The organism is Burkholderia sp. 9777_1386, assembly GCF_015712265.1.
Lineage (GTDB): Bacteria > Pseudomonadota > Gammaproteobacteria > Burkholderiales > Burkholderiaceae > Burkholderia > Burkholderia cenocepacia.
On the sequence record NZ_JACCQB010000042.1, the window covers coordinates 47,098 to 65,342 of the forward strand.

The 18,245-nt window shown below is 68.4% G+C and carries 18 protein-coding genes; 8 read left to right on the plus strand and 10 right to left on the minus strand.

All coding sequences use genetic code 11. The features are described 5' to 3' along the window. Positions 1–177: 177 nt before the first annotated feature. Positions 178–732 (plus strand): hypothetical protein, encoded by a 555-nt coding sequence (locus H0X91_RS25890; RefSeq protein ID WP_080323072.1) that lies wholly within the window; start codon positions 178–180, stop codon positions 730–732. A 55-nt stretch (positions 733–787) separates the two neighbouring features. Beyond that, positions 788–2,053, plus strand: coding sequence for a hypothetical protein (locus H0X91_RS25895; RefSeq protein WP_196433473.1), 1,266 nt, complete (start codon positions 788–790; stop codon positions 2,051–2,053). A gap of 43 nt (positions 2,054–2,096) precedes the next feature. On the opposite strand, the gene H0X91_RS25900 is transcribed toward H0X91_RS25895, so the two are convergent. Then, positions 2,097–2,807 carry a YceH family protein gene (locus H0X91_RS25900; protein ID WP_012493633.1) on the minus strand — a complete coding sequence of 237 codons (711 nt, stop codon included), beginning with the start codon at positions 2,805–2,807 and terminating at the stop codon, positions 2,097–2,099. Between the two features lie 406 nt (positions 2,808–3,213). On the opposite strand from H0X91_RS25900, the gene H0X91_RS25905 reads away from it, so the two are divergent. After that, on the plus strand, positions 3,214–3,975 hold the full coding sequence (locus H0X91_RS25905; RefSeq protein WP_020979491.1) for an SDR family oxidoreductase: 762 nt from the start codon (positions 3,214–3,216) through the stop codon (positions 3,973–3,975). 17 nt (positions 3,976–3,992) lie between these two features. Here the strand turns inward: H0X91_RS25905 and H0X91_RS25910 are convergent, their stop codons facing one another. The 3 genes from H0X91_RS25910 to H0X91_RS25920 are packed head-to-tail and all read right to left on the minus strand — an operon-like array spanning position 3,993 to position 6,423. Then, positions 3,993–4,697, minus strand: coding sequence for an MOSC domain-containing protein (locus tag H0X91_RS25910; RefSeq protein WP_196433474.1), 705 nt, complete (start codon positions 4,695–4,697; stop codon positions 3,993–3,995). Further along, complete coding sequence (locus tag H0X91_RS25915) at positions 4,694–5,590, minus strand: dihydrodipicolinate synthase family protein (protein WP_012493634.1); 897 nt, start codon at positions 5,588–5,590, stop codon at positions 4,694–4,696. The genes H0X91_RS25910 and H0X91_RS25915 overlap by 4 nt, the downstream gene beginning before the upstream one ends. A 50-nt stretch (positions 5,591–5,640) precedes the next feature. Continuing rightward, positions 5,641–6,423, minus strand: a complete 783-nt coding sequence (locus H0X91_RS25920) for an aldolase (protein WP_006494319.1) — start codon at positions 6,421–6,423, stop codon at positions 5,641–5,643. Between the two features lie 134 nt (positions 6,424–6,557). On the opposite strand from H0X91_RS25920, the gene H0X91_RS25925 reads away from it, so the two are divergent. Further along, positions 6,558–7,100, plus strand: coding sequence for a helix-turn-helix domain-containing protein (locus H0X91_RS25925; protein WP_006485051.1), 543 nt, complete (start codon positions 6,558–6,560; stop codon positions 7,098–7,100). 31 nt (positions 7,101–7,131) lie between these two features. Next, positions 7,132–7,869, plus strand: coding sequence for a histidine utilization repressor (gene hutC, locus H0X91_RS25930; protein WP_006485039.1), 738 nt, complete (start codon positions 7,132–7,134; stop codon positions 7,867–7,869). Between the two features lie 77 nt (positions 7,870–7,946). Here the strand turns inward: hutC and H0X91_RS25935 are convergent, their stop codons facing one another. Both H0X91_RS25935 and H0X91_RS25940 read right to left on the minus strand, forming a co-directional pair. Continuing rightward, positions 7,947–8,795, minus strand: a complete 849-nt coding sequence (locus tag H0X91_RS25935; RefSeq protein WP_006485056.1) for a phytanoyl-CoA dioxygenase family protein — start codon at positions 8,793–8,795, stop codon at positions 7,947–7,949. A 31-nt stretch (positions 8,796–8,826) separates the two neighbouring features. Then, entirely contained in the window at positions 8,827–9,630 is an 804-nt protein-coding gene (locus tag H0X91_RS25940) for an ABC transporter substrate-binding protein (protein WP_006485061.1), read from the minus strand. Positions 9,631–10,154: 524 nt separating this feature from the next. Here H0X91_RS25940 and H0X91_RS25945 point away from each other — a divergent pair. Then, positions 10,155–11,018, plus strand: coding sequence for a LysR family transcriptional regulator (locus tag H0X91_RS25945; protein WP_006485037.1), 864 nt, complete (start codon positions 10,155–10,157; stop codon positions 11,016–11,018). Between the two features lie 63 nt (positions 11,019–11,081). Here H0X91_RS25945 and H0X91_RS25950 read toward each other — a convergent pair whose 3' ends face one another. From H0X91_RS25950 to H0X91_RS25960, 3 genes are all read right to left on the minus strand, one after another. After that, entirely contained in the window at positions 11,082–11,555 is a 474-nt protein-coding gene (locus H0X91_RS25950) for a nuclear transport factor 2 family protein (protein ID WP_034203143.1), read from the minus strand. A 56-nt stretch (positions 11,556–11,611) separates the two neighbouring features. Beyond that, positions 11,612–12,796 carry an amidohydrolase family protein gene (locus H0X91_RS25955; protein WP_060266845.1) on the minus strand — a complete coding sequence of 395 codons (1,185 nt, stop codon included), beginning with the start codon at positions 12,794–12,796 and terminating at the stop codon, positions 11,612–11,614. Between the two features lie 67 nt (positions 12,797–12,863). After that, on the minus strand, positions 12,864–14,063 hold the full coding sequence (locus H0X91_RS25960) for an amidohydrolase family protein (RefSeq protein WP_080330665.1): 1,200 nt from the start codon (positions 14,061–14,063) through the stop codon (positions 12,864–12,866). Between the two features lie 451 nt (positions 14,064–14,514). Here H0X91_RS25960 and H0X91_RS25965 point away from each other — a divergent pair, with 451 nt between their 5' ends. Then, on the plus strand, positions 14,515–15,165 hold the full coding sequence (locus H0X91_RS25965; RefSeq protein WP_034203140.1) for a glycine zipper 2TM domain-containing protein: 651 nt from the start codon (positions 14,515–14,517) through the stop codon (positions 15,163–15,165). A 213-nt stretch (positions 15,166–15,378) separates the two neighbouring features. Beyond that, on the plus strand, positions 15,379–15,888 hold the full coding sequence (locus H0X91_RS25970) for a GNAT family N-acetyltransferase (protein WP_196433475.1): 510 nt from the start codon (positions 15,379–15,381) through the stop codon (positions 15,886–15,888). Between the two features lie 72 nt (positions 15,889–15,960). Here H0X91_RS25970 and H0X91_RS25975 read toward each other — a convergent pair whose 3' ends face one another. Next, complete coding sequence (locus H0X91_RS25975; protein WP_124633479.1) at positions 15,961–17,958, minus strand: glycoside hydrolase family 28 protein; 1,998 nt, start codon at positions 17,956–17,958, stop codon at positions 15,961–15,963. Between the last annotated feature and the right edge of the window lie 287 nt (positions 17,959–18,245).

Below are 18,245 nucleotides of genomic sequence, written 5' to 3' on the forward strand. Positions count from 1 at the left end.
TAAACCGGCTTGCCACGCGAGGCGAGCGCCCCGGCCGTTCGGCCGAATGTTCGCGTTCGAGCGAAGTACCGTACGATCATGGCTGTCCGATAGCGAGGCGGCCCGTCGTGCCACGTCGGCCGCGCCGTGCACCGCCTGCCCGTGACCGATCGCTTCCTGCTCAACCGACACGCCACGATGACCGTCTCCGAACTGCTCCGCGCCATCCGCCAACCCTATGCCGACCTGCTCGCGAAAGCGGCCACGCAACCGGCGATCGTCGTCGAACCCGCCTACCGGCGCGCCGACGGCACGCTGGCCACCGAAGGCCCGCTCGCGCTGCCGTGCCGCGCCGACACCATCGCGACCGAGGGCGAGGCGGCCGGCCAGCCCGCGATGGTCGATTCGGCCACGCAGCTGGATTTCGAGCCGTTCGCCTTCGAACTGGAAACGGCGGCCGTGTCGATCCAGCCGTTCGTGTGGGACTGGGCCGCGGTCGAAGCCGACGGTCTCGACGAAAGTACCGCGAACGATGCGTTCAAGACGTGGTTCCTCGCGTGGTTCGACGCGGACGACGAGAACACGCCGGCCGAGGACGGGCTGCACGGCATCGTTCACTACCTGTCGGAACCGGTTCGCACGGAACAGGGCTGGCGCATCCACGCGGATCTCGGTTCCGCGCCGGAGACGGCCGTCGAGGATCTGCTGTTCCGGCTCGTCGACGCGGGCGCGACGCGGATCAGTGTTGGTTGATATGCACCTTCATCGTTCCCCCATCCTCATGAAAACCACCCGGTTATCGCCGTTGATGCGCCCGTTCTTCCGAAGCGCGTGCGTCCTGATCACACTGCACGCGGGCTTTGCGAATGCCGCGCCGCGCACCGTCTATGAAGGGACGCTGCAAGGCGCCGGCACCGTCGTGATGGAACTCGACGATCGCCCGGCCGCGGACGGCACGATCTCGGGTCGCTATTTCTACGCGCAGTTCGGCGTCGATATTCCGCTGCGCGGCAAGCCCGCGCGACTCGTCGAGCCGCTCGTGCGCACGCAATTGCCGGACAATGCGCGCTCCGCGCCGGAATACAGCGACAAGCCCGATTTCGATCATGGGGCGGCCACCTGGCAGGGCACGCGGGACAAGGACGGCTATCGCGGCCGATGGACCGATGCGCGTTCAGGCAAGACACGTACCTTCGCGTTGCGCCGCGTGGCGGCATACGATCCCGACGCGGTTGCGCCCGGCTCGGTCGAAGCCGTCACCGCGCTCGTGGCGGGCGGTGTCGGCAGCGGCATCGCCCGCGGCGCGGACATCGACATGCAGCACGCGCCTTATGCCACGTTGAAGCTCGCCGGGCATGCGCAGCCGGTCGGCCCCGAGGTTGGCGACGGCACGGTTGCGTACCGGATGTGGCGTGACCCGCGCACGGTGCTCGCGTATCCGCGGCTGAGCCGTCATCCCGATCCAACCGTGATGGCGCGCGTCAACCATCTGCTCGAACAGCGGCACTGGCAAATGAGTCTCGCGGCGCTCGAATGCGCGTCGACCCGCTATACCGACGACGGCCCGGCCGCCGGCACGCTCGGCAGCTACGACGACGAGCGCGTGACGGTCACGTGGCTGTCGCGTGCGGCACTGGGCATCGTGGAAGCCGGCAGCACGTACTGCGGCGGCGCGCACCCGGCCAATCACTACGATCCGGTCACGTTCGACCTGCTGCGCGGTGCGTATCTCGACTGGAATCGCGTGATCGATGCGGCCGCGCCGGCCGACGACCGTGAATCGGCAACGAGCGCCGCGATGGTGAAGTTCATTGCGCGGCTGCGCGACGAAGCCGCACCGGGCAACCAGCCGACGGACGGCGACGGCGATTCGCTGTCGTGCGCCGACGTGTTCCCGCAGTATCTGGCGTTCGAACTCGATGCACCGGGCAAGCTGTCGTTCGTCGTATCCGGCATCGGTCACGCAATGGGTGCCTGTCTCGGCCCGCAGCTCGACGCCCCGTTTGCCGCGCTCAAGCCGATCCTGAGACCGGGCGGCGCGCGCTACCTCGTCCCGGGCATCAAGCTGAAGTGACGCGGCGGTGCGCGCGCACCGCCGGCACTGCATCAGGAAGCGATCAGGACGCGTTGCCCGGCGTGTCAACGTCGATGCCGAGTTCGCTCGCCATCCGTTGAACCAGCGCATTCAGGCGCGTCACTTCGTCCGCAAGGCGCTTCTGTTCGGCCTTCAGCGCCTCGAATTCGGAAGGCGGCACCGAATCCGCGCCGCCGCCCGCGTCCGCGCTCGCGAAGTCGGCCATGTTCACCTCGCCGCACATCAGGTGCATCCAGCGGTTCTCGCGCGCGCCCGGTGCACGCGGCAGCCGGACGACGAGCGGTTGCGCGCGCGCCGCGAGTTCGTCGAGGAACGCCTCGACCGACGAGATATCCGCGAAGCCGTGCAGGCGCGCGCTGTTCAGGCGCAGCTCGGCGGCCGTCTGCGGGCCGCGCAGCAGCAGGATCGTCAGCAGCGCGATCGCCTGGCTCGGGATGCCGAGCACGCGGTTCATGTTGTGTTCGAAACGCGGCACGCGGCTGCTGCTGCCCTCCATCACGAGGCTCAGGTGCTTCAGCCCGTCGAGCGCGGTCGTCACTTCGTCCTCGCTCACGTTCATCACCGGCGCGCGCGCGGTTTTCTGGTTGCAGCCCGCGGTCAGCGCGTTCAGCGACAGCGGGTAGGTATCCGGCACCGTGTGCTGTTTCTCGACGAGCACGCCGAGAATGCGGGCCTCGAGGGGCGTGAGTTCGCGAAGGGCGCGGGGCGTGGGCGTATCCGGCGTGGTGTTCATGAGTGACATCGCAGCGTGCAGCAGGTGAAGGGAAACGGTCGCGGCCCGTCCGGCATCGCGCACGGGCGAGCCATATGATAGCTCGCGACGCTCGGCCCGGCGCCCTTGGCGCAGCAGCGTGCGGACTTGCCGCAGCGGGCTTTCGTCGGACGTAGCGGCGCGCGCGATAGCGTGCGGCGCAGCGCGGCGATGCGCGTGCGCGGCACCGCAGCTTCATCCTTCGCGCGCGCCGGGCGTTTGCGCGATGCGCATGCCGGCGCTACGATAGACGTTCATCCCGATATCAGCGGCGCCGCACACGACCGCCTTCACACGTCGACACCACGCAGCACCCGCGTTGAATGCGCTGCCGCCGTGCCTGCGCGCCGCTCGTCAAACCCGTTCACCCCCTCACCGGTTCACCACCATGACTGCATCTTCTTCCGCACCCGTGCGCGCCATCGTCACCGGACACACCCGCGGCGTCGGCGCGGCGCTCGCCGAACAACTGCTGCAGGAAGGCGTCGCCGTGCTCGGCGTGTCGCGCAGCCGTCATCCGTCGCTCGCGTCACGGGCCGGCGAGCGCTTGACCGAGGTCGAACTCGATCTGTCCGACTCGAAGACGATCGCGAGCTGGCTGGCCGGCGACACGCTGCGCCGCTTCGTCGACGGCGCGTCGCTCGTGCTGCTGTTCAACAACGCGGGCATCGTCGATCCGATCGGCCCGCTCGCCACGCAGGACCCGGCGATCGTCGCCCGCGCGGTCGGCCTGAACGTCGCCGCGCCGCTGATGCTGTCGGCGGCGCTCGCGCAGGCCGTATCGGCCGCGACCGAATGCCGGATCGTGCACCTGTCGAGCGGCGCGGCCCGCAACGCATATGCGGGCTGGAGCATCTACTGCGCGACCAAGGCCGCGCTCGATCACCATGCGCGCGCGGTCGCGCTCGACGCGAACGGCGGGGTGCGCATCTGCAGCGTGGCGCCGGGCGTCGTCGATACGGGCATGCAGGCCACGATCCGCGCGACCGACGAAGACAATTTCCCGATGCGCGAGAAATTCGACCAGTTGAAATCGAGCGGCGCGCTCGCGACGCCCGAGGCGACCGCCCGGCAACTGATCGGCTATGCGCTGAGCGACGCATTCGGTACCGAGCCGACGGCCGACGTGCGCAATCTGCCGACGCAGTAGGCGTCGGACGCGGCCCGTCATCCTTCGAGCCGCTTCGTCCAGTCCTCGACCTGCCGCGCCGTCCGGCGTTTTTCCAGCATCGCGCGCCAGCCGGGCGGCAGCAGCGGCACGTCGCACAGCGCATCGAGCGCGGCCACGTCGAGCGTGCGGCGATACAGCACGTCGAGCACCGTCGACAGCGGCCATTGCGGGTAGCGGCGCTCGTGGAGCGCCAGCACATCGCCCGCCGCCACCCAGCCTTCCTGCAGCACGCGGTAGTACCAGCCGGTCCGGCCGCTGTGCTGCACGAGCGCCGCCATCCGCGGATGGTCGAAGCGTGCGTTGAGCTTCCAGCATGGCTGCCGCGACTGCGAGACCTGGAGCACCGCGCCGCCCAGCGTGAACACGTCGCCGAGACACACGTCGTGCTCGGTGATGCCGCGCGTCGACAGGTTCTCGCCGAACGCGCCGGGCCGGGCGAGCACGTCGCGTGCGCCGATCTGGTCGGCCCACCACGCATAGTGATCGTGCGCGTAGTGGTGAACGGCCTTGTCGGGGCCGCCGTGATGCCGCGCATCGGCCTGCTCGTCGCCGGCAAACCCGAGTGCGCCCAGCCACAGGCGCGCATCCACCGGCTGCTTGTCGATCGCGCTCGCGTGCGGCGTACCGGCGAGCGGCCGGCTCGCGCCGATCCGCACCGCGCCGATGGCCGCCGCGATCGCCGGCCGCGCGTCGCCGCTCATGCCGCCACACCGTCCGGCAGCGCCGCGAGCAGGCGCTCGAGTTCGCGCGTGCGTGCCTCGCCGAGCGGCAGCAGCGGCCGCCTCGGTTCACCGGCGTCGAAGCCGCGCAGCCTCAGCCCGGCTTTCACGGTCACCGGCAACCCGCCGTTGACGATGAACTGCAGCAACGGCAACTGCGCGTGAAAAACCGATCGGGCGCGCACGAGGTCGCCCGTGCGCATCGCGTCGAACAACGCGAGCGGCAACGCGGCGTTGAGATTCGGCGCGGCCGTGCACCATCCTGCCGCGCCCGCGGCCAGCGCGGCGAGCGCCATCGGATTGCTGCCGTTGTAGAACGGGATCGTCCCGTCGCTCAATTGCGCGAGCCGGTGCATCCGGCCGATGTCGCCGGTGCTCTCCTTGACCATCGTCACGTTGTCGACGGTCCGGCAGATCGTCGCGATCAGCTCGGGCGACATGTCGACGCCGCTCGTCGCCGGGTTGTTGTACAGCATGATCGGGATGCCGATCGCGTCGCCGATCGCACGATAGTGCGCGACGATCTCGTCGTTGCCGAGCTTCCAGTACGACACCGGCAGCACCATCACCGCATCGGCGCCGGCCTGCTCGGCGAAGCGGGCGCGGCGCACCGCGCCCGCCGTGGTGAGATCCGAGATTCCGACGACGGTCGGCACGCGCCGGCGCACCGCGCGAATCGACGCGATGGCGACGGCCTCCCATTCGGCATCGGACAGGTAGGCGCTTTCGCCGGTGCTGCCCAACGGCGCGATCGCATGAACGCCGTCGGCGACCAGGCGTTCGATCAACGCATCGAGCGCGGTCAGGTCGACGCCGCCGTCGGCGGAGAATGGCGTGACCGGGTAGGCAATGATGCCTTTCAGCAGGATGGACACGATATGCATTCCTCAATGATTGTCTGGCGAAGTGGTAACGATGCGCCGATTCACGCGACGCAATCCTGATGCGTACGCAATGCGCGGCGCGCGTAGTAGTCGAACGTCACCGCATCGCGCTTCGGCTTCGAGATCCAGTCGTGCGCTTCACGCGCCAGGGCCGGCGGCACCGGCTTGATCTCGCCGGCCGACATCGCGAGCAGTTGCAGTTTTGCCGCGCGTTCGATCAGCAGCGCGAGGATGCATGCCTCCTCGATCGTCTTGCCGACCACGAGCTGCCCGTGATGCGACAGCAGGATCGCGCGCTTGTCGCCGAGCGCCTTCGAGATGATCTCGCCCTCCTCGTTGCCGACCGGCACGCCCGGCCAGTCCTTCAGGAACGCGCAGTCGTCGTACAGCGGGCAGGTGTCCATGTGCGACACGACGAGCGGCTGCTCGAGCATCGACAGCGCCGCGACATGCGCCGGGTGCGTATGGATGATGCAGTTCACGTCCGGGCGCTCGCGATAGATCCACGTATGGAACCGGTTGGCCGGGTTCGGAATGCCTTCGCCATCGACGACGTCGAGATCCTCGTTGACGCGCAGCAGGTTCGCGGCCGAGATCTCGTCGAAGCCGAGCCCGAGCCGCTGCGTGTAGTACGTGCCGGCCGCATCCGCGCGGCAGGTGATCTGCCCGGCCAGGCCCGAGTCGTGGCCGGCGTCGAACAAGATCCGGCACGTCAGCGCGAGCTTTTGCCGCGCGGACCAGCCGCTGTCGCCCACCGCGTTGTCCAGACGCCGCTCCGCCAGCGCGACCAGCGCTTCCTTCGTCAAATTCAGCGTTTCCGCCATGTTCGCCTCCTGAATGGACCGGGCCTGCCACGCCGTCCGCGGCCGTTTCCCCGGTCACACGCGACACACGATACACCGAATGACACTTTGTGTCATGCGTTACAATCGGTTTTTCGAAGGACACCTGGCGCCCCATGACGATTCGCCTGAAGCTGCTCAGAAAACAGAAGGGCTGGACGCTCGACGTGCTGGCCGACGAGACGGGCCTCACCAAGAGCTACCTGTCGAAGGTCGAGCGCGGCCTGAGCGTGCCGTCGATCGCGGTCGCGCTGAAACTGTCGAAGGCGCTGAACGTCGACGTCGAGCAACTGTTCTCGGAAAGCCGCAACCGCGAGCTGATCACGGTCACGCGCGCCGGCGAGCGCACCGCGATGGGCGCGGCGGCCGACCGCCACGCGCACCGCTTCGAGAGCATCGCGGCCGGCGTCGCGCCGAAGAAGATGCTGCCGTTCGTCGTGCATCCGCCGCACGAATTCGTCGCGTCGACGTTCCGCGAGCACGAAGGCGAGGAATTCCTGTTCGTGCACAAGGGGCGCGTCGAAATCGAATTTCCGAACGAGACGGTGCAACTCAGGGCTGGCGATTCAGTCTATTTCAACGCACTCATCCCGCACCGCACGCGCAGCCTCGGCACCGCGCAGGCGGAGATCCTGGTCATCGTCAGCCACGACGACTAGCCTCGTCACTTCTTCGCGCAAGGATCTTCCGATGGTCACCAAGGCCACCGCACCGTTCCAGCAGATCAAGACGCTCGTTCGCCAGAACGTCGAGTCGGGCGACTGGCGCCCCGGCGACCGCATCCCGTCCGAGCTCGACCTCGCCGCGCAGTTCGGCGTCGCGCGCATGACGGTCAACCGCGCGCTGCGCGAGCTGACCGAGGAAGGCGTGCTGAAGCGCATCGCGGGCGTCGGCACCTTCGTCGCCGAGGTGAAGCCGCAGTCGAACCTGCTGATGATCGCGCACATCCGCGACGAAATCCGCGCACGCGGGCACGAATATCGCTGCCGCGTGCTGAGCCGGTCGAGCGAACCCGCGTCGTTCGACGTCGCCGCCGCGTTCGGCCTGCCGGTCAACACGCCGGTCTTTCACGTGGTGTGCGTGCACGAGGAAAACGGCCGCCCGATCCAGCTCGAGGACCGCTACGTGAACCCGGCCGCCGCGCCCGGCTTCATCGACCAGGATTTCGAGGCCGAGCCGCCGTCCGAGTACCTGTACAACAACGTGTCGCACTACGAACTGGAAATCGAGCACGTCGTCGACGCGTCGCTGCCCACCGGCGAGCAGGCGCGGCTGCTCGACATGCGCGCCGACGAGCCGTGCCTCACGCTCACGCGGCGCACGTGGACGGACGGGCTGCCCGTCACGTTCGTGCACTTCCTGCATCCGGGCAACCGCTACCGGCTCGGCTCGCGCTTCAAGCCGGGCGCGGGGCGCCACCCGACCTGATCCTTCGGCGCACGCACGCCCCCGAACGCACGGCGGCCGTTTCGTCATGAAACGGCCGCCGTGTGGGTGACAGCAGGTCAGATCGCGCCGACCTGCCCTGCATCGCGCGACCACACGACCGGGAACAGCGGGTGGTCGAGCGGCGCGCCGTCGGCCAGTTGCGCCGCGAGCCCGGGGAAATCGGGCGAGGTTTTCCAGCGGCGCGGCGCGTGGCGGACATCGTCGCCGACGAAGCGGATCGAGAACGCGCGCCGGCGGTTCTGCGTGCCGCCCGACGCATGCAGCGTCAGCATCCGGAAGCACACCATGTCGCCAGGTTCGAGCGCCCAGTGGCGAATCGGGAACGCCGCGCGGTCGGCTTCGATGTCGGGCAGGTCGGCGAGGCTGCCTTCCGGAAACCACTTCGCCTCCTTGTCCATGAACGTGCGCGGCATCAGCCATGGCCCGCGATGCGAGCCCGCGACGAATTCCAGCGTCGATTCGAGCGGCACCGGATCGACCGGAATCCACATGCTGACGTTGTCGTCGCCTTCGATGTTGTAGTACGGCTGGTCCTGATGCCACGGCGTGCGCTGCCGCGTGCCGGGCTCCTTCACGAGCAGGTGGTCGTGATGCAGCCGCACGTGGTCGGTGCCCATCAGCGCGGCGGCGACCGACGGCGCCGGCGAGCGCACGATGAAATCACGATACGCGTCGTTGTGCTGCCAGTTGCAGAAATCCTCGAAGAACCAGCCCGGGTCGTCGGGCCGGCTCGCGACTTTCGCGCGTTCGCTCGGCTGCGCGAGGTTCGCGTCGATGCCGGCCCGCAGCGCGGCCACTTCGTCAGGCGAAAAAATGCCCTTGATGCAGACCGCGCCTTCCTCTCGGAACGCGGCGATCAGTTCGGGCGTCACGGCTTGCGCGACGCGCTCCTGGATACTCGTCATGGTGTGCCTGTCGATCGAATGAGTCACGGGGTCACGGTGCCGAAGTCAGTTGCTGCTTCGCGCCGTAGATGTCGAAGTCGAAGTATTTCGCGGCGATCTTCTGATAGGTGCCGTTCGCGCGAATCGCGACGATCGCGTCGTTCAGCCGCTTCTTCATGTCGGCGTCGCCCTTGCGGATGCCCATCGCGACGCCGTAGCCGGTGATCCGCGCGTCGGTCACGTCCGGCCCCGCGAACGCGTAGCCCTTGCCGCGCGGCGTCTTCAGGAACGAGTAGCCGGCCTGCGTCTTGTCCTGGAAGGTCGCGTCGAGGCGGCCGTTGACGAGATCCTGATACACCTGGTCCTGGTTCTGGTACGAGACGATCGTCACGCCTCTGGTCGCCCATTCGGCCTTCGCGTACGCCTCCTGCGTCGTGCCCTGGTCGATCCCGATGCGCTTGCCGGCGAGCGACGCGGCGGTCGGCAGCAGCTTCGAGCCGACCGGCGCGACGAGCGCGCCCGGCGACGCATACAGCTTGTTCGAGAAGTCGATCTGCTTGAGCCGCTCGTCGGTGGCCGTCATCGCGGACATGATGACGTCGAACTTGCGTGCGCGCAGCGCCGGGATCATCCCGTCGAAGCCCTGCTCGACCCACACGCACTTCGCATGCAGTTGCTCGCAGATCGCATTGCGCAGGTCGATGTCGAAGCCGGCGAGCGAGCCGTCGGGCTGCTTCGCCTCGAACGGCGGATACGTGGGGTCGATACCCCAGCGGATCGTCGACGTGTCCTGCGCGAACGACGCGAGCGGCGCGAACGCCAGCGCGGTAACGAGGAGCTTTGCGGTGCGGTTCATGGCGGGTCCTTGTGAGTCTCGACGCGGCGGGGGATGCCGGCGTACGGTGGAAGCGTCGCGACGGGAGGCCGGCGCGGGGTGCGAAAGACGAGGGACTTCGGTGAAATTGCGATGCAGTCTAGACTGCTTGATTTTTGAGCGCAAGCGGGGGAATCAAGAATAGAAAGGGGCAGAGGCGGCCGCGAACCCGAAGGCCGGCACAGCGCTTGATTTACCGCCATCCAGCCGGGAATTTCGAGCGTTTACCCTACGTGACGCGCATTCGCCACGGAGCGTATTTCCTCGGATATTTGCCGAACGGCGATGTCTATGCAGGCAATCAGCGTAGCGCTTTCCGAATGCGGTTCCCGCCGTTCCCGCAACGCACCCTATACCGCTCGTTGAATATGCGCCAGGCGCCTTCAAACCCCGCAAAACACCGCCCCCAAGTCCGGCGAAACCGCGATTGCCCACGGCGCCCGGCCATGTTAAAAGTCGCCGCACGCATTTGAAAATGAAATGCGCGATTCCACAGAAGTGCAGAAATGAATAGACCCCTGTTCGACATCGACCTGCTGCGCGCGCTCGTGATGGTCGCCGACTGCGGCAGCTTCACGACGGCATCCGCGCGCCTGCATTCGACGCAGTCGACGGTCAGCCAGAAGGTGCGCCGGCTCGAGGAAATCGCCGGTCACCGGCTGCTCGACCGCGGCACGCGCGACGTGCGGCCGACCGACGCGGGCGTGACGGTGCTCAGCTATGCGCGGCGCATGCTCGCGCTGAACGACGAGATGCTGGAGGCGCTGTCGGGCGCGACGGTCGCGCTGACGATCCGGCTCGGCGTGCCCGACGATTTCGCGGCGGGCCGCACGACGCACGCGCTCGCGGCATTCAAGCGCGAGCACCCGCAGGTCAAGCTCGAAGTGACGTGCGGGTTGAGCCGCGACATCAGCGCCGCGTACGATCGCGGCGAACTCGACCTCGTGCTGATCAAGCAGCGGCGCGACAGTCGCGAGGCCGTCGTGCGCTGGCCGGAGAAGCTGCGCTGGATCGACAGCGCGAAGCATCCGTCGATCGATCTCGATCCGGTGCCGATCGTCGTGTTCCCGCCGCGCGGGCTCTATCGCGACGACATGATCAAGGCGATCGAGGAGCGCGGCCGCCGCTGGCGGATCAGCTTCACGACGTCGAGCCTGAGCGGCATCCAGGCGGCCGTCGCGGACGGGCTCGGCATCAGCGTGCTGCCCGCGCGCGTGGTGACGGACGAGCATGTGGTGCTGACCGCGAAGCAGGGCTTCGCACCGATCGAGCACATGGACATCGCGATCCTGCACCGGCCGACGGCCGACCCAATGGTCAGCGAGCTGACGAAAGCGCTCGCGGCGATGCTGGAACTCGAAGGGCGGTAAGCGCAGCGGAATGCCAACGGCAGCGGCGCACAAGGGCGCCGCGCACCACACGCGTCAGAACAATCAGAACATCGTGTTGCCGTTCGCGGCCTGCTCGGGCACCGGCTGGTTGACGTCCCAGTGCTCGACGATCTTGCCGTGTTCGAGCCGGAAGACGTCCATGATCGCGCTGCCGCGCGTGCCCGGTTCGCGCACCGCGTGCACGTGCAGGATCACGTAGTCGCCGTCGACGAACGAGCGCTTGATCTCGCTGTGCGACTGCGGATATTTGTCGCGCAGGAACGCGACGAACTTGCGGAAGCCGTCGCGTCCGTCGGCCGCGTTCGGGTTGTGCTGCACGTAGCGATCGCCGACATATGCGAGCGCGGCGTCCGCATCCTTCTCGTTCAGCCCTTTCTCGTAGAACGCCAGCACCGTGCGCCGGTTGGCTTCCTGCTGCGCGTCGGCCGGGCCGGCCGCCACCGCCTGCGCGGCCGCCACGGCGAACAGGGCTGCCGCCATCCCTCGTGCGGCCCGTGCCGCGGTCGTGCGTCGCATCGTCGTCTCCCCGGAAATCCGGCTGAAAACCGGATCATACCGGGGCGACGCGGCGCTCAGACCAGCGCGCCGTCGCGCGCGACGATCTTCCCGGACGATACGACGAGGCGCCGCACCGGCCGCGCGACGACGGCCTCGGCGAACGTCAGCGCATCGACGAGCACGACGTCCGCGCGGCCACCCGGCTGCAACCCGTAATCCGCGAAACCGCAGCCGCGCGCCGCGCCGTGCGTCACGCAGTCGAGCGCGACTTCGAGCGCATCGTCGCGGCGGAAATCGTTGCGCATGCCGATCAGCATCGCGCGTTCGAGCATGTCGGGCGAACCGTACGGCGTCCACGTGTCGCGCACGCCGTCGTTGCCGCCGATCACGATCACGCCCGCCGCGCGGCACGCGGCCACCGGCGGCACCGGCACCGCCGCCGGCGCGGTCGTGACGATCGCGACGCCGAGCCCGGCCATCCGCGCGAGCAGCGCATCGCGCTCGCGTTCGGCGATGTCGCCGAGACAGAAACCATGGCTGATCGTGACCTTCCCCTGCATGCCGTGCGCGGCCGTGCGCTGCAGGATCAGGTCGAGCGAATACGCGCCCATCGACCCGCGCTCGTGCAGATGGATATCGAGCCCGCACCCGTGGCGATCGGCGATCGCGAACAGCACGTCCACCGCCTCGACCGGATCGCCTTCGATCGCACACGGGTCGAGCCCGCCGAGCAGGTCGGCGCCGGCGCCGAGCGCGTCGGACAGCAGCGCATCGGTGCCCGGCCGCTTGAGCACGCCCGATTGCGGAAACGCAACGATCTGGATCTCGACCTGCCCGCGCAGCGTCTCGCGCGTCGCGAGCACGCCGTGCAGATGACGCAGCCCGGCTTCGGTATCGACGTCGACGTGCGTGCGGATGCGCGTCGTGCCGGCCGCGAGGAACGCACGCGCCAGCGCGAGCGACGCGGTGCCCGCGTCATGGCCGCTCGTCGCGCGATAGTGGCGTTCGTTCTCGATGCGATCGACGAGGCGCGGCCCGACCTGGTTGCGATACCACGGCATCCCCCAGTGAGTCTTGTCGAGGTGCGTGTGGCCTTCGACGAGGCCAGGCAGCGCCAACGCGAGCCCGCCATCCTCGATCGCGCAGCCGGCCGGCGCATCGAGCGACGGGCCGACGCGCGCGATGCGATCGTCTTCGATCAGGATATCGAGCGCGGCGTCGGCGCTCGTGCGGACATTGCGGATCAGCAGGGTCGTCATGTCGGTTCCGGTGCGGTCGGTCAGTGCAAGGCGCGCGCGGCGCGCGCCGTGCCGTCGGTCGGGTGGATCAGCGCGTGAAGCGCAGCGACGGGGCGAACGGCGCGCCCGTATCGCTTTCGCCGCGGCGGAATACCCAGCGTTCGGCCGGCACGCCCGCGACGGCCGCCGCCGCATTCGGCGCGCGCACCGCGACGAAGCTCGCGTCGCAGCCGACCGCGATTCCATAGTTTTCCTTACCGATCGCGCGCGCGCCGGCGTGCGTCGCCATGTCGAGTGCAATGCCGAGCGCTTCGTCGGTGTAGAAGCCCGACCGGTAGCCGACCATCATCGCGCGCTGCAGCATGTCGCCGTTGCCGTACGGCCACCATGCGTCGCGAATGTTGTCGTTGCCCGCGAACACGTGCACGCCCGCGTCGCGCAGCCGTTGCACCGGCGGAAACGCGCAGTCGCCCGGCGCATTCGTCAGGATCGATACCCCGGCGTCGGCCAAGGCCGCCGCGGTGCGCTGCACGTCGTCGTCGCTCACCTGGCCCAGCGCGTACGCGTGGCTCACGTTCACGCGCCCGCCGAGCCCGGCCGCGCGCGTGCGCGCCGCGATCCGCAGCAGTTGCGCGATGCCTGTCTCGCCCGGCTCGTGCAGGTGGATGTCGATTTTCGCGCCGCGCTTCTCGGCGATGCCGAACACGATGTCGAGCTGGCCGTCCGCGTCGCCGTCGAGCGTCGTCGGGTCGATCCCGCCGACCACGTCCGCGCCTTCGCGCACGGCTGCATCGAGGATCTCGGCCGTGCCCGGGCACGTGATCACGCCGGCCTGCGGAAACGCGACCAGTTCGATGTCGACGATGCCGCGCCATTGTTCGCGCGCGGCCATCACGGCCTGCAGGTTCGACAGGCCCGTCGTCGCATCGACGTCGACGTGGCTGCGCATCGCGATCGTGCCGAACGCGGCGGCCTGCGCGATCAGCGCGTTCGCACGCTCGACGATCGGCGGCGCGGCCGCGAGCTGGCGCTTCTCGACCGCGAGCCGCTCGCGCAGCGAGCCGGCCGATTCATGCGGCACCCAGCGATCGCCGACGAAGCTCTTGTCGAGATGGATGTGGCCGTCGACGAAACCGGGCAGCACGACGCGACCGTCGAGGTCGATCGTCTGCGCGCCCGGCGCGGCCGCGCAATCGGCGCCGATCGCGGCGAAGCGGCCGTCACGGACGACGAGATTGACGGGCTGGCCGCCGGCGTCGACGGCGTTGAAGAAGAATCGTTCGGTCATGGCTTGGAATGTGGGGCGGTCGCGACGCGGCCCGGCGCGGACAGGGGAGGGAACCGCGACCGGCGCGGCGCGACCGTTGGCAGGGAATCCGGCCACGATATCGGACGACGCTGCGCGAGGCCAATTAAATGTCGCGATGCCGCGCATTCGATTTCGCGATGTGCGGCGCGGAGGTCCGCCGGGCCGGCCGCGACGGCGGGTGCGATCACCGTGGAAACACAGCCTGTCGGCGGTCGCGCATCGTCGGCACACGGCGCCCGGAAACCGCGTCGCGCCATCGCCACCAGCGGGCTTCGACGCCCGCCCCGGCGGCGATTTACGCGGCAACAGACTTTACACGTTGTTACCCGGCCGCACCGGACGCGCATCCGGCCATTCCTTATACTCACGCCGAGTTCGCCACCCGAGAGGGGAATCCATCGGCGGACACGTTGCCGATGCAGGAAACATCATGATGCGCATGCCTTCCACGAAGACCGTTCTGTTCGCCTCGCTCGTCGCCGTGGCGGCGCTTCCGCTCACCGCCTGCGTCGCGCCGGGCTACTACGGCGCGCAGCCGGGCTATCCGCAGCAGCAGCAATACGCGACGCCCGGCTATGCGCAGCCCGCGTATTCGCAACCGGGCTACGTGCAGCAGCAACCGGCGTATCCGAACCAGGCGCCGCAACCGTACGACCAATACGGCAACCCGTCGCAATACGGCTCGCAGCCGTATGACCAGTACGGCAATCAGCAACAGCAATATGCGAACCCGTACGGCACGCAGTACGGCACCGTGTCGAACATCCAGCCGGTCAACGGCTCGGTCGGCCCGTCGGGCGTGGCCGGCACCGTCGTCGGGGCGCTGGTCGGCGGCCTCGTGGGCAACCAGTTCGGCCGCGGCCACGGCCGCGATGCGGCGACCGTGATCGGCGCGCTCGGCGGTGCGGTGGCGGGCAACCAGATCGGCCAGCAGATGGGCGCCGCGCAGGGCCCGAGCAGCTACCGGATCGACGTGCAGGTCAGCGACGGCTCGATGCGCTCGTTCGACGTGCAGTCGCCGGGCAACCTGCGTCCGGGCGACCGCGTGCAGATCAACGGCAATCAGCTGTCACGCTACTGATGCCGCCGGCGTGCGCGTGAGCGGATCGCGCGCGCCCGTCGAACCCGCGACGTCGGCCCCGCATGCGGCGCGACGTCGAAATCACACGCGCTCGGCCCCGAGCGCGACGCGCGTCGATCGCGCGGCCGACGGATTCCTATTAGGATAGACGCGATGCATCCGGCGGCCGCAGCGGCGCGCCGGCCTGCACGCCCCTCAACCGGAACGCTGCCGATGACGATCACGATCCGCCTGCTCGACGCGGCCGATGCCGCCTGTTTCCGCGCCGTCCGCCTGCGTGCGGTCGATACCGCGCCCACGTCCTTCCTGCCGACGCTCGACGAAGAATCGCAGGTGCCGGCCGACGAATTCGCGAAGCGCCTCACGCCGACGCAGGTCCAGGCCGTATTCGGCGCGTTCGACGGCGACACGCTCGTCGGCATCACCGGCGTACGCCGCGATGCGCGCACGAAGATCGCGCACAAGGCGACGATCTGGGGCGTGTACGTCGACGCCGCCTATCGCGGGCAACGCATCGCGCAGGCGCTGCTCGACAGCGCGACCGCGCATGCGGCGAACGCGTGGGGATGCAGCCAGCTGATGCTGTGCGTGAACGAGGTCAACCACGCCGCGGAGCGGTTGTATGCGTCGCAGGGGTTCGTGCGGTTCGGCACGGAGCCGCGCTCGATGTTCGTCGATGGCCGCTTCTACGACGAGCACTACATGATCAAGACGCTGGCGTAACGCATTCGCGTTCGCGCGCGGGCACCGGCCGGGCCGCATGCGAACGTCGTCGCGTGTTTTATCTCCTCTATCTCATCGCTTGTCGGTGATCGTCGTGTTGACGATCTGTCCGGCGATCGTCACGTTCGCCAACGTCATTGCGCTTACGTTGAACGCATAGACCGGCCCTGGCGACGTGACCGTCGGCGTGCCTGACGCCACCGGCGTGCCGAAATCGCAGTTGCTGATCGTCACGCCGGAGATCGGCTGCACGGCCGGCGTCGGCGGCGTGCCGTTGTAGTCGAACGCGACCGGCCCCTGCGCGACGATCGCCTGGAAACACGACGCGGTCACGCCATTCAGTGTCACGTTGCTCGCCTTCACGTCGGAGATCGTCACGTTCTGCACGACCGGCGCCCGCGTGCGCACCGCATCGTTCGCCGGCTGGTAGTCGCAGTCGAACGTGACGATGCCGCCCTGCGCGGCCGACGGATTGCCGGCCGACGGCGTGACGACGCCGAGCGGCACGCTCGCGTTGATCGGGCTGCCGGCGAGCAGCGCACTGCCGTAGCCGCCGCCCTTCAGCGTCAAGCCGTTCGGCAGCGTGACGCCCTTCACGTGGAAATCCTTCACGTAGCCGCCGCGGTTCATGTTGGTCTTCACGCGGATCGCGATGTTCAGCGGGTTGGTCTGCCAGTTCGCGTTCAGCATCGACAGGTTGGACGCATAGATCTGCTCGACGCCGCCGCCCATCTCGCTGCCGAGCGTAATCCCGCCGTGCCCGCTGTTCATCGTGCAGTTGCGGATCAGGTGCCGCTTCGCGGGCCCGTATTCGGTGTCGCGGTCCTTGCCCGACTTGATCGCGATGCAGTCGTCGCCGGTGTTGAACGTGCAGTCCTCGCACAGCACGTCGGTGCATGCGTCCGGATCGAAGCCGTCGTTGTTCGGGCCGATGCTGTTGGTCGTCACGCCGCGGATCACGACGTTGCGGCTCGCGGTCGGATGGTGCTGCCAGAACGGCGTGTTCTGCGTCTGGTAGTTCGCCATCAGCACGTTGGTGCAGCCGATGAATTCGACCATGCACGGCCGCAGGTAGTGACCGAGGCCGAAGATGCGCTTCTCGACCGGCACGCCGGCCTCGGACAGCGCGGGCAGGTAGTTCTGGTCCTGCTGCCACGGCGTGACGGGCGATGTGAGCAGCGCATAGAGCGCGTCGGGAATCGCGGGCGCGACGATCCGCAGGTCGACGTTGTTCGGATTCGCGGTGTTCTGCGCCGGCACCGTCGCGCTCGCGCCGTACGCGCCCGACGAGCCCTTGTAGGTCCACCAGCAGACGCTGTTCGCGCCGCTGCCGGAGAACGGCGTCATCGCCTGTCCGTTGAGCACCGACGTCGGGCCCTCGCCGGTCAACGCGATGTTCGTCGCATTGCGGGCGTAGACAGGTGCGCCGTAGTTCAGGCAATCGTTCGCCTGCCAGCGGCTGTAGTACAGCCGGCCGTTCGCGCCGCAATCGACCGGGCCGTCCTTCGCGTAGTCGGCCGGGTTCGGGCTGAAGTAGATCGTGCAGTTCGCGCTCAGGTGGAACGTGACGTTGCTCTGCAGCACGATCGGCCCCGCGCAGTACCAGTTGCCGGACGGCACGACGACCCGGCCGCCGCCTTCGCGCCGGCACGCGTCGATCGCCGCGAGAAACGCCGGGCGCGAATCGAAGGCGCCGGGCGCGGTCGTCAGGTCGGAACCGGGGCTGACCGGCGATTTCGCCGCCGGGTACGGCGACGTCTGCGCGACCGTCGCGCACGGGCGCGCGCCGTAGTGCGTCACGTCGAAGTCGCGGCCGCGCCGCGCGAGCCGTGATACGTGCGCGAGCGACGCGGCGATGCGCGCCGCCGCGCCGTGCTCGCCCCACACGAGATCGACCGCCGACGCACCGGGCGTCGTGCCTGCCGCCAGCGCCCGGGTGGCCGCCAACGGTCCGCCGAGCATCGCACCGCCGGCGAGTGCACCGGTCCAGCTGATGAAGGCGCGGCGCGATACCCGTTTCGACGGGGACGATCGGACGGATGAAGACGGACGGCGGCGATGAGCGGCCATGGGCACTCCTTCAGGGTAATGGGTATCGATGCGCCGGGTAGCGGATCGCAATTTATACGTCGTCGTACTACATTGCGCAGTCTAGACGCGATTAGCGCAAGGGACGTATTTGTCGTTTACCCTGTTTTTATTGAATATATTCGGCATATGTGTGCGCACACTCACATTGTCGAGCGCGCCTTTAGAGATATGTTGTCGTATGTTTATGCGCAAAAACTACAAATCAATCCTCCGCCGCTAACGCTCTCCATCCTGTCTCTTATACACCTCTGACGCTGCCGACGATA

Coding starts and splice junctions, on each gene's coding strand:
- H0X91_RS25890 (WP_080323072.1), top strand. CDS start 178: ATGACCGTCTCCGAACTGCTCCGCGCCATCCGCCAACCCTATGCCGAC.
- H0X91_RS25895 (WP_196433473.1), top strand. CDS start 788: ATGCGCCCGTTCTTCCGAAGCGCGTGCGTCCTGATCACACTGCACGCG.
- H0X91_RS25900 (WP_012493633.1), bottom strand. CDS start 2,807: ATGAACACCACGCCGGATACGCCCACGCCCCGCGCCCTTCGCGAACTC.
- H0X91_RS25905 (WP_020979491.1), top strand. CDS start 3,214: ATGACTGCATCTTCTTCCGCACCCGTGCGCGCCATCGTCACCGGACAC.
- H0X91_RS25910 (WP_196433474.1), bottom strand. CDS start 4,697: ATGAGCGGCGACGCGCGGCCGGCGATCGCGGCGGCCATCGGCGCGGTG.
- H0X91_RS25920 (WP_006494319.1), bottom strand. CDS start 6,423: ATGGCGGAAACGCTGAATTTGACGAAGGAAGCGCTGGTCGCGCTGGCG.
- H0X91_RS25925 (WP_006485051.1), top strand. CDS start 6,558: ATGACGATTCGCCTGAAGCTGCTCAGAAAACAGAAGGGCTGGACGCTC.
- hutC (WP_006485039.1), top strand. CDS start 7,132: ATGGTCACCAAGGCCACCGCACCGTTCCAGCAGATCAAGACGCTCGTT.
- H0X91_RS25935 (WP_006485056.1), bottom strand. CDS start 8,795: ATGACGAGTATCCAGGAGCGCGTCGCGCAAGCCGTGACGCCCGAACTG.
- H0X91_RS25940 (WP_006485061.1), bottom strand. CDS start 9,630: ATGAACCGCACCGCAAAGCTCCTCGTTACCGCGCTGGCGTTCGCGCCG.
- H0X91_RS25945 (WP_006485037.1), top strand. CDS start 10,155: ATGAATAGACCCCTGTTCGACATCGACCTGCTGCGCGCGCTCGTGATG.
- H0X91_RS25950 (WP_034203143.1), bottom strand. CDS start 11,555: ATGCGACGCACGACCGCGGCACGGGCCGCACGAGGGATGGCGGCAGCC.
- H0X91_RS25955 (WP_060266845.1), bottom strand. CDS start 12,796: ATGACGACCCTGCTGATCCGCAATGTCCGCACGAGCGCCGACGCCGCG.
- H0X91_RS25960 (WP_080330665.1), bottom strand. CDS start 14,063: ATGACCGAACGATTCTTCTTCAACGCCGTCGACGCCGGCGGCCAGCCC.
- H0X91_RS25965 (WP_034203140.1), top strand. CDS start 14,515: ATGATGCGCATGCCTTCCACGAAGACCGTTCTGTTCGCCTCGCTCGTC.
- H0X91_RS25970 (WP_196433475.1), top strand. CDS start 15,379: ATGACGATCACGATCCGCCTGCTCGACGCGGCCGATGCCGCCTGTTTC.
- H0X91_RS25975 (WP_124633479.1), bottom strand. CDS start 17,958: ATGGCCGCTCATCGCCGCCGTCCGTCTTCATCCGTCCGATCGTCCCCG.